This is a genomic window from Burkholderia sp. AU45274, from assembly GCF_030482505.1.
Classification (GTDB): domain Bacteria; phylum Pseudomonadota; class Gammaproteobacteria; order Burkholderiales; family Burkholderiaceae; genus Burkholderia.
Genome location: NZ_JAUJQE010000008.1, coordinates 180,274 through 194,190, shown reverse-complemented (window position 1 = coordinate 194,190; position 13,917 = coordinate 180,274). Strand labels below are relative to the sequence as shown.

The window sequence follows — 13,917 nt, the reverse complement described above, 5'->3', positions numbered from 1 at the left end:
GAAGTTGTCCAAAAACAAGGAGTGGAGACATGCAATCCGTGACGCGTCGTACCGTATTGAGTTCGCTTGCCGGCGCCGCTGCGCTGGCGATCCTCGCGCTGGGCGCACCGCTCGCGCATGCGAGCAAGGACAAACCTGAAATCGGCTTCTGCATCGACGACCTGCGCGTCGAGCGCTGGTCGCGCGATCGCGACTATTTCGTCGCGGCCGCGACGAAGCTCGGCGCGAAGGTGTCGGTGCAGTCGGCCGACGCGAGCGAGGCGCGGCAGATTTCTCAGATCGAGAACCTGATCTCGCGCGGCGTCGACGTGATCGTGATCGTGCCGTTCAACTCGAAGACGCTCGGCAACGTCGTCGCCGAAGCGAGGAAGGCCGGCATCAAGGTCGTGTCGTACGACCGGCTGGTCCTCGACGCCGATGTCGACGCGTATATCTCGTTCGACAACGAGAAGGTCGGCGAGCTGCAGGCGCAGGGCGTCTACGATGCGAAGCCGAAGGGCAACTACTTCCTGCTCGGCGGCGCACCGACCGACAACAACGCGAAGATGCTGCGCGAAGGACAACTGAAGGTGCTGAAGCCGGCGATCGATCGCGGCGACATCAAGGTCGTCGGCCAGCAGTGGGTGCCCGAATGGAGCGCGTCGACCGCGCTGCGGATCACCGAGGATGCGCTGACCGCGAACAACAACCGGATCGATGCGATCGTCGCGTCGAACGACGGCACGGCCGGCGGCGCGATCCAGGCGCTCGCCGCGCAGCATCTGGCCGGCAAGGTGCCGGTGTCCGGGCAGGACGCGGATCTCGCGGCGGTCAAGCGCGTGATCGCCGGCACGCAGACGATGACCGTCTACAAGCCGCTCAAGCTGATCGCGAGCGAAGCCGCCAAGCTTGCCGTGGATCTCGCGAAGGGCGCGAAGCCCGCGTTCAACGCGCAATACGACAACGGCAGGAAGAAGGTCGACACGGTGCTGCTGCAGCCGACGCTGCTGACCAAGCGCAACGTCGACGTCGTCGTGAAGGACGGCTTCTATACCCAGGCGCAGCTGGCGAGCCAGTAAGCGTACGACGGACGCGATGCGCGGCCGCCGCGACGGCGGCCGCGTTGACTGCGAGGCAAGAACGAATGACGGAACCCTTGCTGACGATGCGCGGCATCGTCAAGACATTCGACGGCGTGAAAGCGCTCGACGGCATCGACCTCACCGTGCGGCCCGGCGAATGCGTCGGGCTGTGCGGCGAGAACGGCGCGGGCAAGTCGACGCTGATGAAAGTGCTGTCGGGTGTCTATCCGCACGGCACGTGGGACGGAGAAATCCGCTGGGAAGGCGCGCCGCTCGCCGCAACCGGCGTGCGCGACACGGAGCGGGCGGGCATCGTGATCATCCACCAGGAGCTGATGCTCGTGCCCGAGCTGTCGGTGGCCGAGAACATCTTCCTCGGCAACGAGATCACGCTGCCGGGCGGGCGCATGCACTTCGCCGCGATGGTCCGGCGCGCCGAGGAACTGCTGCACGAATTGCGGATCGACTCGATCAACGTCGCGCAGCCGGTCATGAACTACGGCGGCGGCCACCAGCAGTTGATCGAGATCGCGAAGGCGTTGAACAAGGACGCGAAGCTGCTGATCCTCGACGAGCCGTCGTCGTCGCTGAGCGCCGCCGAAACGCGCATCCTGCTCGACATCGTGCGCGACCTGAAGCGGCGCGGCGTCGCGTGCGTGTACATCTCGCACAAGCTCGACGAGGTTGCGGCCGTCTGCGATACGGTCACCGTGATCCGCGACGGCCGTCATGTCGCGACCGAGCCGATGCGCGCGCTGACCACCGACCGGATCATCGCGATGATGGTCGGCCGCGAGATTCGCGACCTGTATCCGCGCGAGCCGCACGAGATCGGCGAGGTCGTGCTGGAAGCGCGCAACGTGACCTGTCGCGACGTGACGAACGCGCGCCGCAAGCGGGTCGACGACGTGTCGTTCAGCGTGCGGCGCGGCGAGATCCTCGGCGTGGCCGGGCTCGTGGGCGCGGGCCGCACCGAGCTGATGCAGGCGATCTTCGGCGCGTATCCGGGCGCGTGCACGGCGACCGTGCTGATGAACGGCCGGGTGCTGTCGATCCGCTCGCCGGCCGACGCGATCCGCGCCGGGATCGCGATGGTGCCCGAGGACCGCAAGCGCCACGGCATCGTGCCGCAGCTCGGCGTGGGCCACAACATCACGCTGGCGGTGCTGCGGCGTTTCGCGGCGCGCGGGCGGATCGACGCGGCCGCGGAACTCGATGCGATCCGCACCGAGATGCAGCGGCTGTCGGTGCGCGCCGCGCATCCGTTCCTGCCGATCGCGAGCCTGTCCGGCGGCAACCAGCAGAAGGCGGTGCTCGCCAAGATGCTGCTGGCCGAGCCGCAGGTGCTGATCCTCGACGAGCCGACGCGCGGCGTCGACGTGGGCGCGAAGGTGGAGATCTACCGGCTGATCTTCGCGCTGGCGCAGCGCGGCGTCGCGCTGGTCGTCGTGTCGTCGGAGCTGCCCGAGGTGCTCGGGCTGGCCGATCGCGTGCTGGTGATCGGCGAAGGCGAGCTGCGCGGCGATTTCGTCAACGACGGCCTCACGCAGGAACAGATACTCGGCGCCGCGCTGAAGCCCGCGCGGCTGTCCACCGAACCCACCGCAATGAGCGCGACATGAATTCCGAACTTTCTTCCTCGACCCCGGCGACGCCGGATGCCGACGCGCAGCGTTCCGCCGGCCGCACGGCGCGGCTGCCGCTTCGCCAGATCTTCGCGCGCTACAAGCTGCTCGCGCTGCTGCTGGCGGTCGTCGTGATCTGGACGTTCTTCTCGGTGCTGACGGATGGCGCGTTCGTCACACCGCGCAACGTATCGAACCTGCTGCGGCAGATGTCGATCACCGGCATGCTCGCGTGCGGGATGGTGTTCGTCATCATCGCGGGCGAGATCGACCTGTCGGTCGGCTCGCTGCTCGGGCTGCTCGGCGGTGTTGCCGCGATCCTCGACGTCAACCGCCACTGGCCGGTCGCGGCGACGATCCCGGCCGTGCTCGCGCTCGGTGTGGTGATCGGGCTCTTCAACGGCTGGTGGTCGACCTATCGGCGCGTGCCGTCGTTCATCGTCGGGCTGGGCGGGATGCTCGCGTTTCGCGGGATCCTGCTCGGCGTGACGGGCGGCTCGACGATCGCGCCGGTGTCGGACGGCTTCGTGTTCATCGGGCAGGGCTATCTGCCGCGCCTGGTGGGGGACGGCCTCGCGATCCTGCTGTTCGGGCTCGTGTTGCTGCTGGTGGTGCGGCAGCGCGCGACGCGGCGGCGCTACCGGCTCGCGGTCGCACCGCGCTGGCAGGACGTTGCGAAGATCGTCGGCGCCGGCGCCGTACTGTTCTCCTTCGTCGCGACGCTCGACCGCTACGGCGGTATTCCGGTGCCGGTGCTGCTTCTGCTCGTGCTGCTTGGCGTGTTCTCGTGGATCGCGACGCAGACGGTGTTCGGCCGGCGCATCTACGCCGTCGGTTCGAACCTGGAGGCGACGCGGCTGTCGGGCGTCGATACCGACCGCGTGAAGCTCGCGATCTTCGCGCTGATGGGGCTGATGTGTGCGTTTGCCGGCCTGGTGAACACGGCGCGGCTGGCGGCGGGGTCGCCGTCCGCCGGCACGATGGGCGAACTCGATGCGATCGCTGCGTGCTTCATCGGCGGCACGTCGATGCGCGGCGGGTCGGGCACCGTCTACGGCGCGCTGATCGGCGCGCTCGTGATGGCGAGCCTCGACAACGGCATGTCGATGCTGGACGTCGACGCGTACTGGCAGATGATCGTCAAGGGCGCCGTGCTGGTGCTGGCGGTGTGGATCGACGTGGTGTCGCGGTCGAACCGGCGGTGAGACGCCGGTCGGTCGCGAGTCGACAAAGAGGAAGACCATGGAACGAAACACGATGCGCGTGCCGGATGTTGCCGTGCTGGCGGCTGGGCCGTTCGTGATGCCGGATGACGGTTCCGTGCTGGGCCTGGATGATCCGCGCGACCGCCAGGTGATCGCGGATGCATTGCGCGCGCTGCTGCGCGAGCGTGCCGAAGCGCTCGCGTTCGCGATGCGCATGGCTGACCAGTGCGGCAGGCCGCGGCCCGAAGCGGCCGATTTCGCGCTGACCGACATCATTCGGCTCGCTCGTATCGTCGAGCGGATCGAGCGGGACGGTGTGGCGAAGCGCGCTGCCGTGCCCGTGGACGCGCGCTGACGGGAGAGGAGGCCGACGCGGCCAACGCGCCAGCCGAAAACCGATTGCGCCGCGCACGCCGCGCGGTCGACGTTCAACGCGGCGAATCGAATCGCACGCCGATTGGGGGCGAGGATTCCCCGCGTCGCGGGCTGACGCGGCCGTTGCCTGATAACGCGTCATTGACCCGCCCGCTCCCGACGCGCACCCTGCGCGGTCGCCGCCGCTTCCCGCCGCTGTCATCGTCTGCGTTCGGGATGGCATGACTTGCGGCGGCCGGAGCGGGTGCAGCAAGGTGCTAACGGAAACGATGCGCATGGGGGGTCGACGGGAAGCGTCGGGCTGGACGCTAGACCAAAGGCCGTCCAGCGCCCGAGGCTTTCGCCCGGCTTTCCGGGGCGAGCCGGTGCCGCCGGCCCGGCAGGACGCCCGTGCGCTGCATGGCGAGCGTGGCGGCTTCGCATGACAGGCGATACGCTATGCTGTCGTCCTCACCCGCCAGCCCGATCCGATGAAGCGTCCGTCGTTTTCCACCCAACTCGTCATGCTCTGGGCACTCGTCGCGGCGCTGTGCGCGACGCTGGTCGCGGTCGTCTGGATCACGGCGAGTTCCGCCGAGAGTCAGCAGGTCGCGAGCGCAAAGGCCGCCGGCGCGTCGGCCTGCGAAGCGGTCGCGTCGCGTTACAGCGCGTCTTCCGCGTCGCCGGGCGCCGGGCCCGCCCCGGAGCTGATGCATGCGATCCTCGACATCGTGCTCTCCCGTGCCCCCGACATGGAAGGCGGGTTCTGGATGCCCGGCGCCGCCCCCGCGGCAAGCGGCTTTCTCGCGTATTCCTTTCCCACCTACCAGGGCAGCGGCGTCAAACACGACGTACCGGAAGCGGAAACGCCGCTGATCCTTCGCACGCTGCGCGCCGCGGCCGCGACGCGTGCCGCGACCGCGAACGTCGTCGAAGGCGCGCAGGATGCCGTGGTCGCGGCGGCCTGCCCGGTACGCGGCGGATCGGGGCTGTACGTGTGGATGCTGACGCGTGCGCGCCCGCCGCTGGGCCGGCACGGCGAGTTGCTGGCCACGGGCCTCGCGGCCGTCCTCGCCGTGATCCTGGCGATCGCGGCGGCGCTGGCCGTGGCGCTGCGCCGATGGAAGCGCAACCTCGCGCGGATCGAGAGCGGGCTGGGGCCCGACGGTCGCGAGCATCATCTGCCGTACGTCGGCGAGCCCGATCTCGACCGCGTCATCGATGCGTTCAACGAGCGGGCGCGGCGCGCGGATCGGCTGCAGCAGCAGGCCGACGAACTGCGCACGCGCCTCGCGCAGGCCGAACGCTTCGGCATGCTGGGCAAGCTGGCCGCGCAGGTCGCGCACGAGATTCGCAATCCGATGGGCGCGATGCGGCTGAAGGCGGAAAACGCGCTGGCCGGCGATGGCCGGCGGCAGCAGGACGCGCTGCGCGTGATCCTCGCGCAGATCGAGCGCATCGATGCGCAATTGTCGAGCCTGCTCGCGCTGACGCAGCCGGTGCGCCCCCAAGCGACCCGGGTCGACGTCGACGCGTGGCTCGCGCAGGTCGTCGACGCGCACCGCGAGCTGGCGCAGCGGCAAGCGATCGACCTGACGCTGTCGCCCGCGGGGCAGGGCGAACGGCTGGCATGGCCGTCGGATCGTCCTGCTTTCGATCCCGACCAGATGCGGCGGGCGCTCGACAACCTGCTGCTCAACGCGCTGCACCACGCGGGCGACGGCGGTGCGGTCACGCTCGCCGCCGAGCGGCGCACCTTCGCCGGGCGCGACTGGCTGTGCCTCACCGTGTCGGACAGCGGCCCCGGCGTGCCGGCCGCGCAGCGCGAGCGGATTTTCGAGCCGTTCGTGACCGGCCGCGCGGAGGGCACGGGCCTTGGTCTGGCCGTCGTGCGCGAAGTGGCGGCGGCGCACGGCGGGCACGCGCGCCTCGACGGGGGCGCTGCATTCGTGATTGAAATTCCATGGCAAACATCCTCATAGTCGACGACGACGCGGCCTTTCGCGACAGCCTCGCCGAAACGCTCGCCGATCTCGGTCATCGCGCCGTCGAGGCTGCCTCCGGCCGCGCCGCGCTCAGCGCGCTGCGCGACGGCGGGGGCGTCGAATGCATCTTTCTGGACTTCCGCCTGCCGGATCTGGACGGGCTGGCCGTGCTCGCGCGACTGCGCGACGATCCTGCGCTGGCCGCGATTCCGGTCGTCATGCTGACGGCCCATGCGACCAGCGACAACACGATCGAAGCGATGCGGCTCGGCGCATTCGATCACCTGACGAAGCCGATCGGGCGTCGCGACATCGCGCAACTGCTCGAACGCATCGTGTCGGCGAATCAGCCGCCCGTGCGCGCGCCGGGCGACAGCGATTTCGCGGGCGAGCCGTCGGCGGACCGACCGCGGCTGCTGGGCGTGAGCGCCGCGATGCGCGACGTGCAGAAGCAGGTCGGCCGCGCCGCGATGAGCGACGCGACCGTGCTCCTGACCGGCGAGACGGGCACGGGCAAGGAGGTGGCCGCCCGCGTGCTGCATGCGGCATCGGCCCGGCATGCGGGGCCGTTCGTCGCCGTCAACTGCGCGGCTATCCCGGCCGACCTGCTCGAAAGCGAGTTGTTCGGGCATCGTCGCGGTGCGTTCACGGGCGCGCATGCCGATCGCGCGGGGCGGCTCGTCGAGGCCGACGGCGGCACGCTCTTTCTCGACGAGATCGGCGACATGCCCGCCGCGATGCAGGCGAAGCTGCTGCGCGCGCTGCAGGAGCGCCAGGTGATGCCGCTCGGCGCGGATCGCGCCACGGCGATCGACATTCGCGTCGTGGCCGCGACGCACCGCGACCTCGTCGCGGCCGTCGCGGACGGCACGTTCCGCGAAGACCTCTTCTATCGGCTGAACGTCATTCCGCTGCACCTGCCGCCGCTCGCGGAGCGTGTGGCCGACATCCTTCCGCTCGCCGCGCATTTCCTGTGCAACGCGGCAGGCATGCGCGCGCTGCATCTGACGAACGACGCCCAGCGCGCGCTGCTCGATCACCGCTGGCCGGGCAACGTGCGCGAACTGCGCAACGTGATGGAGCGGGCGGCCGCGCTCGCCCCCGGGCCGGCCATTGGCGCGGCCGATCTCGGCCTGGCCGCCGTGCCGGCGCGCGAGCCGCACGCCGATGCGGTGCCGGCGCACCTGCTCGACATGCCGCTGCCCGATGCACTGGCGACGGTCGAGCGCGCGGCGATTCTGCGCGCGCTCGAACGCGCGAACGGCAACCGCGCGGAAGCCGCGAGGCTGCTCGGGATCGGCCGCCAGTCGCTCTATGCGCGCATGGCGAATCTCGGGATCGAGCGCGACGACTAGGGCCTGTTCACGCTAATAACGGGCTTGCGAACGCGCGTTGCCGGTCGTAGTGCAAGGAGTGAGGCGCGCCGTTTCGACTGTCGGGAATGCCGACATCCGGCGACGCGACGTGTCGGGAAATCCGACAGTTTTCGCGCGCGTCGTCGTTCGGCGCACGGCCACGCGGGGCGTCGCGGGTTGGCACGGGTATTGCGGATATCGATGCATCGCAACCCGTCGCCGGAGCCCGTCATGAAGTCGTACCTGCCTGTCGTTCGATCGCAGCCGCGGCGCCGTGCCGCCGTGCGCCGCTCGTCTCGCATGCTCTGCGCGGCCGCGCTCGTTGCCGTCGCAACGGTCAGCGTGGCGCAGGTGCCGCCCGCACCGCGCGCGGAAGATCCGGCCGGCGCCATGCCGCCGCCTGCTCCTCCTCGGCCTCGCGCACTGGTGCCTGCCGTGCCCGGAAACGACACCGCACGGCATGCGCTGGTGTCCGGCACGCTGTCGCGCCTGACGATCAACCCGGAAGGCGCCGTCGACGGCTTCGTGCTCTCCGACGGCACGCTCGTCCGCCTGCCGCCGCATCTCGGTTCGCAACTGACTGCGCTCGTGAAGACGGGCGACCGTGTGACGGTCGCCGGCGATCGACGCGTCGACGATGAGATCCGTGCCCGTGTCGTCCGCAACGACGGCACCGGCGCGTCGCTGTCCGATCAGCCGCCCGCGCCCGTCGCACCCGTGCCGCCCATGCTGCGCGGCGTCAACCTCGCCCGCCTGAGCGTGTCCGGCGTCGTGCGCCGCGTGACGCGCGCGCCGCGCGGCGAGCCGGACGGCGTGATGCTCGACAGCGGCGCGATCGTCAAGCTGACCGTTCCGGCCGCCCAGCAATTCGGCGCGCTGCTCGTCCCCGGCGAGCGCGTGGCCGCGGTCGGCTACGGCACGCGCAACGCCTACGGCGAAGCGCTGCAGGCGACGGCGTTCGGCGCGCCGGGCCATGTCGTCAATCTCTATGACGATGTCGCGCGCTGAGCGCGACGCCATTCCGAAACCCATCGAAAGGAGTCCTGCCATGCATTGGATCGATCCCGCCTGCCTGCCCGAAACGCGCGGCCTCGTCACGCAGTTCCTGCTCAATTCGCACGGAGACATCGACGGCCTGATCCTGAACGGCGACCTGCAGGTTCACGTGCCGCCGCATCTGGGCCGCGAACTGGTGCGGCGTGTAGCGGTCGGCGACCGCATCCGCGTGCGGGGCGTCAAGCCGCGTCGCGCGGCGATGATCGCGGCCGTGCAACTGACCGGCCGCGACGGCGTCGACATCGTCGACGACGGGCCCGCGCACGCTGCGCCGGCGAAGCCGACGCACCCCACTCGCACCCCGCTGGAATCGAGCGGCGAAGTCGCGTTTGCGCTGCACGGCCCGAAAGGCGAGTTGAACGGCGCGTTGCTGACGAGCGGCGTCGCGTTGCGGGTGCCGCCGCATGCGGCTGAAGCGCTGCACGAGTATCTGCGTCCCGGTGTCCATGTGCAGGCGTGGGGGCACGGCGTCGTCACGCCGCACGGCACGACGCTCGACGTGAGCGAGATCGCCGAGCTCGTCGATGCGGATGCCGAATGATCGTGCGACGCTGAGACGGCCATGAGAGCGGCGCGCGCGCTCGAAGCGCTCAACTTCTTCCTCGCCGACGTGCAGGCCGGCATCGGCCCGTTCATCGGCGTCATCCTGCTGTCGCGCGGCTGGGGCGCCGATGCGATCGGCTCGGTCATGACGCTGGCCGGACTCGCCGCGATGGCCGCAACGCCGTTGGCCGGCGCGCTCGTCGATACGGTGCGCGCGAAGCGGGCGCTGATCGTCGTGGCGACCGCGGTGACGGCGCTGGCGTCGCTGGCGATGAGGTTCGTCCACGGCTATCCGGCGGTGGCGGCGTCGCAGGTCGTGGCGGCGGTCAGCGGCGCGGTGCTGGCGCCGGCCGCCGCGGGCGTGACGCTCGGCATCGTGCGCCGGCAAGGTTTCGACCGGCAGTTCGGGCGCAACCAGATGGCGAACCATGCCGGCAACGTCGCCGGTGCGGCGCTCGCCGGGTGGCTCGGCTGGCATGTCGGATTCGACGCGGTGTTCGCGCTGGTCGGCGTGTTCACGGTCCTCGCCATTGTGAGCGCGCTGGCGATTCCCGGGCACTCGATTGATCACGCGTCCGCACGCGGTCTCGATCCCGCCGGTGCCGCACCGGGAATGGATGCTGCGCATCCGCATGCGTCGGATGCGGCATCGGCATCGACATCGCCATCGCGCGTCGGCGGCCTGCGCACGCTCGCCGACAACCGGCCGCTGGTGCTGCTCGGCGCGTCGCTCGCGCTGTTTCATCTCGGCAACGCGGCGATGCTGCCGCTCTACGGGATGGGCGTCGTCGTCACGCATCGCAGCAACGCGAGCGCGTTCACCGCCCAGACGATCGTCATCGCGCAGTGCGTGATGATCGCGGCGGCGTGGCTCGCGCCCCGGCTGATTCGCGCGCACGGTTACTGGCGGGTGCTGCTGTTCTCGTACCTCGTGCTGCCGGTGCGCGGGCTGGTCGCCGCGGCGTGGCTGAGCGAAGCGGGCGTGTGGCCGGTGCAGGTGCTCGACGGCATCGGCGCCGGCCTGCAAAGCGTGGTCGTGCCCGCGCTCGTCGTTCACCTGCTGCATGGCTCCGGCCGCGTGAATGCCGGGCAGGGCGCCGTCGCGACCGCGCAGGGCATCGGCGCGGCGCTCAGTCCCGTGCTGGGCGGCGTGCTCGCGCAGCACTTCGGCTATCCGGCCGCGTTCGTCGTACTGGGCGCCGTGTCGACGGGCTCGCTCGCGCTGTGGCTCGGTCATGCGCGCTCGCTGGGCCGCGTGTGCGGCAAGCCCGCCGATCTATCGGCGACATCGTCGTGAAGGCGATGTCGATTTCCATGCCTCGATCCACTTGCCTATGAATCCTGTTTCGCTTGCCTGGCTGATTTCCGCGCTCGCCACCGCGGGCGTCATCACGCGTCCGTTCGGCTGGCCCGAGGCCATCTGGGCCGTGAGCGGCGCGCTGCTGCTGGTCGTGTTGAACCTGTTGCCCGCGGCGCAGGCACTGGACGCCGTCGCGAAAGGCGGCGACGTGTACCTCTTCCTGACGGGCATGATGCTGCTGTCCGAGGCGGCTCGTCGCGAGGGGCTGTTCGACTGGGTCGCGACGCACGTCGTCAATCTCGCGCAGGGCTCGCCGCGGCGGTTGTTCGCGTTGATCTACGGGGTCGGCGTCGTCACCACGGTGTTCCTGTCGAACGATGCGACCGCCGTCGTGCTGACGCCCGCGGTGCTTGCCGCCGCGCGCCGCGCGAAGGCCGACCCGATGCCGCAGCTGTACAGCTGCGCGCTCGTCGCCAATGCCGCGAGTTTCGTGCTGCCGATTTCGAATCCGGCGAACCTGGTGCTGTACGGTGCACACATGCCGGCGCTCGGCGTCTGGCTCGCGCACTTCGCGGCGCCGTCCGTCGCGTCGATCGTCTGCACGTTCGTGATGCTGCGGATCGTGCAGCGGCGTGCGCTGTCCGGCCGTTGCGAGTCCGGGCTGCCGGTGCAGCCGCTGACCAGCGGCGGCCGCATCGCGCTGGCGGGCATCGCCGCAACGGCCGTCGCGCTGATGGCGGTGTCGGTCGCCGATCGCCCGCTCGGGTTGCCGACCGCGCTGGCGGGCGTCGTCACGGTCGCGTGCGTGGCGATGCGGGATCGCGCGGCGTGCGTGCCGATCGTTCGCGCGATTTCATGGAGCGTGTTGCCGCTCGTCGCGGGGCTGTTCGTCGTCGTCGAGACGCTCGACCGGACCGGCGCGGTGCACGCGCTGGCGGGGCTGCTGCATCTGCTGATGCAAAGCGGCGAGCACGTCGCCGCGGCCGTGGCCGGCGTCGCGGTCGCGCTGGTGTCGAACGCGGTCAACAACCTGCCCGCCGGGCTGATCGCGAGTTCGACGATCCACGCCGCGCACAGCCCGCAGACGGTGGTCGACGCGATTCTGATCGGCGTGGATCTTGGCCCGAACCTGTCGATCACCGGTTCGCTCGCGACGATTCTGTGGCTGGCGGCGATCCGGCGCGAAGGGCTGCAGGTCGGTTTCCGCGCATTCCTCGCGGTCGGCGCGTGCGTGATGCCGCCTGCGTTGCTGCTCGCGCTGGGCGCGCGGTTCGTGGTCGGCGGCTGACGCGCGATGCACGTCGCATCAGCCGCCCGGCCGCGCTAGAACGAGTACGCGAGCGACGCGAACAGGCTACGCGGCGCGCCCGGCGTGACCCACAGGCTGTTGTACGAGCTGACGTAGGTGGTGCGGTTGAACAGGTTGTTCAGCACGACCGACGCCCGCAGGTGCTTGTTGACCTGCACGTAGCCGTTGAGCTGCACGGTCGCGTAGGCCGGCAGCTCGAAGCCGTCCTGCGTGTTGGCCGTGTTGCCGGCGCGGCGGCCGACGTAGATCGCGCCGGCGCCGGCGCCGGCCTTGTCCGCGAACGGCAGGGTCGTCTCGTACATCAGCAGCGCGCTGCCGCTCAGGCGCGGTATGTCGACGAGCCGCGCGCCGGGCGTCAGCACCGTGTCGCGCGTGACTTCGGCATCGACGTACGCGAGGTTGACGAGGCCGCGCAGGCCGTGGCCCAGGTCGCCGCTCCATTCGAATTCGACGCCGCGACTGCGTACTTCGCCGGCCGCGCGCGAGAAGCCGGCATTCGCCGGATCGGCGGTCAGCACGTTGCGCTTGGTCACGTAGAACGCCGAGACGGTCGTGAGCGAGCGCGCGCCCGCCCATTTCGCGCCGGCTTCATAGCCGTGGCCTTTCTCGGGATCGAACGCGTTGCCGCCGACGTCCGCGCCGTTGTTCGGCCGGAACGAATACGCGGTGTTCGCATAGAACGACCACGCGGGGCTCATTTCATACACGACGCCGAGACGCGGGCTCACCGCGGTCTGCAACTGGCTCGTCGTCACGCCCTTCAGGCGGTTGTCGATCGACTGGTGGAAGCGATCCCAGCGCAGCCCGGCCAGGATCTTCCAGTGCGGCCCGAACGCGAGCGTGTCCTGCGCGTAGACGCCTTGTCCGTTATCGCGTTCGAGCAGGTTGGTCGCGGTGCGCGGCGCGGGCGCGGGCTGGCCGTAGACCGGATCGAAGATGTCGATCGCATACGGCGCCGCGGCGCTCGGCGTGGAGCGCGTGACGAACTGGTCGTAGTTGAAGCGATACGCGTCGACGCCCATCACGAGCGTATGGCCGATGCCGCCCGTGCGGAACGTGCCGGTGGTTTCGACGCGGCCTTGGAGGTCGTTCGAGTGAAACGCGACTTGCCGGTAGCGGCGCCACAGCGTGCGGCCGTCCGGCTGCAATGCGAATGCCTCGGACGAGCGCCCCGACAGGTCGGTGTTGCGTTGCGCGACGCCGGCATTGATCGACCAGCTGGAATCGATGCGGTGCTCGAGCGTGAACTGATGGCCCGTGTTGCGCACGTCGTAGTCGCCGTCGCGCGGCTCGCCGAGAAAGCGCGACGCGGGGATCACGCCTAGCTGGCCGTTGACCGCCAGCACGCCGCGATCGAGCGGCGCACGCTGCCGCGCGCTCTCGAATTCGTAGTGGAGCGTCGTGTTCGCGCCGATGTCCCATGTGAACGACGGCGAGAACAGGTAGCGCTTGCTCGACACCGTGTCGCGAAAGCTGCCGTTGTTCTCGTTCATCGCGACGAAGCGGTACGCGAGCGTTTTCGTGACGGGGCCGGTCGAATCGAGCGTCTGACGCAACGCGCCGTAGCTGCCGGCCGACACGCCGACGGTGTTCGCGCGGGCGAACTGCGGCTGCTTCGTCGTATAGCTGATGATCCCGCCCGGATCGCCGCGGCCATACAGCGCGGACGCCGGCCCCTTGAGCACTTCCATGCGCTCCAGGTTGACGGTGTCGCGCGGCACGCTCATCCCGCGATTCCACGAAAAGCCGTTGACCAGGTAGTCGGTGCCGGACGTGTTGCCGTCGCCGGCGAAGCCGCGCACCGCGTAGTTGTCCCACAGGCCGCCGAAGTTGTTCTGGCGCGAGACGCCCGCGACCCAGTCGTAGAGATCGTCGCCGCGCGTGGCGGCCACCGTCTGGATCAGCTTCGTATCGACGCTGCTGACCGCGAACGGAATCTCCATCACGTCCGCCTCGCTGCGCGTCGCGCTCGTCGATTCGCGCGTGCGGAACGGCGCCGTCGCGCGTTGCGCGGACACCTCGATGGCGGGCAGCGCCGTCTCCTGCGCGTCGGCGGCGCCCATGCCGGCCGTGCCGACGACGATGGCCATCGGTGCGGCCGCCCAGTTCCTCCTGCTCATACCC

General features: G+C 70.1%; 11 protein-coding genes. 10 read left to right on the top strand and 1 reads right to left on the bottom strand.

What is annotated here, in order from left to right:
- Positions 1 to 29: 29 nt before the first annotated feature.
- The 10 genes from xylF to QZM35_RS26735 all read left to right on the top strand — a co-directional run bounded on the left by xylF (position 30) and on the right by QZM35_RS26735 (position 11,772).
- On the top strand, positions 30 to 1,058 hold the full coding sequence (xylF, locus tag QZM35_RS26780) for a D-xylose ABC transporter substrate-binding protein (RefSeq protein ID WP_301777140.1): 1,029 nt from the start codon (positions 30 to 32) through the stop codon (positions 1,056 to 1,058).
- A gap of 65 nt (positions 1,059 to 1,123) precedes the next feature.
- Entirely contained in the window at positions 1,124 to 2,683 is a 1,560-nt protein-coding gene (gene xylG, locus QZM35_RS26775) for a D-xylose ABC transporter ATP-binding protein (protein WP_301777139.1), read from the top strand.
- Positions 2,680 to 3,891, top strand: a complete 1,212-nt coding sequence (locus QZM35_RS26770) for a sugar ABC transporter permease (RefSeq protein WP_301777138.1) — start codon at positions 2,680 to 2,682, stop codon at positions 3,889 to 3,891. Before xylG ends, QZM35_RS26770 begins: the two co-directional genes overlap by 4 nt.
- Before the next feature lie 52 nt (positions 3,892 to 3,943).
- A complete protein-coding gene (locus QZM35_RS26765; protein WP_301777137.1) occupies positions 3,944 to 4,246 on the top strand; it encodes a hypothetical protein in 303 nt (100 codons plus the stop codon).
- Positions 4,247 to 4,736: 490 nt separating this feature from the next.
- Positions 4,737 to 6,227: a PAS domain-containing sensor histidine kinase gene (locus QZM35_RS26760; protein WP_089429342.1), complete on the top strand. Its 1,491-nt coding sequence runs from the start codon at positions 4,737 to 4,739 to the stop codon at positions 6,225 to 6,227.
- Positions 6,209 to 7,585, top strand: a complete 1,377-nt coding sequence (locus QZM35_RS26755; RefSeq protein ID WP_301777136.1) for a sigma-54 dependent transcriptional regulator — start codon at positions 6,209 to 6,211, stop codon at positions 7,583 to 7,585. The genes QZM35_RS26760 and QZM35_RS26755 overlap by 19 nt, the downstream gene beginning before the upstream one ends.
- Positions 7,586 to 8,020: 435 nt before the next feature.
- Complete coding sequence (locus tag QZM35_RS26750) at positions 8,021 to 8,593, top strand: hypothetical protein (protein ID WP_254600140.1); 573 nt, start codon at positions 8,021 to 8,023, stop codon at positions 8,591 to 8,593.
- A 40-nt stretch (positions 8,594 to 8,633) separates the two neighbouring features.
- Positions 8,634 to 9,182, top strand: coding sequence for a hypothetical protein (locus QZM35_RS26745; RefSeq protein ID WP_301777135.1), 549 nt, complete (start codon positions 8,634 to 8,636; stop codon positions 9,180 to 9,182).
- A gap of 21 nt (positions 9,183 to 9,203) precedes the next feature.
- The gene (locus tag QZM35_RS26740; RefSeq protein WP_301777134.1) at positions 9,204 to 10,481 is read left to right on the top strand and encodes an MFS transporter; all 1,278 of its coding nucleotides are present in this window, start codon (positions 9,204 to 9,206) and stop codon (positions 10,479 to 10,481) included.
- 37 nt (positions 10,482 to 10,518) lie between these two features.
- Complete coding sequence (locus tag QZM35_RS26735) at positions 10,519 to 11,772, top strand: arsenic transporter (protein WP_301777133.1); 1,254 nt, start codon at positions 10,519 to 10,521, stop codon at positions 11,770 to 11,772.
- 35 nt (positions 11,773 to 11,807) lie between these two features.
- On the opposite strand, the gene QZM35_RS26730 is transcribed toward QZM35_RS26735, so the two are convergent.
- Positions 11,808 to 13,913, bottom strand: a complete 2,106-nt coding sequence (locus QZM35_RS26730; RefSeq protein WP_301777132.1) for a TonB-dependent siderophore receptor — start codon at positions 13,911 to 13,913, stop codon at positions 11,808 to 11,810.
- Positions 13,914 to 13,917 lie beyond the last annotated feature (4 nt).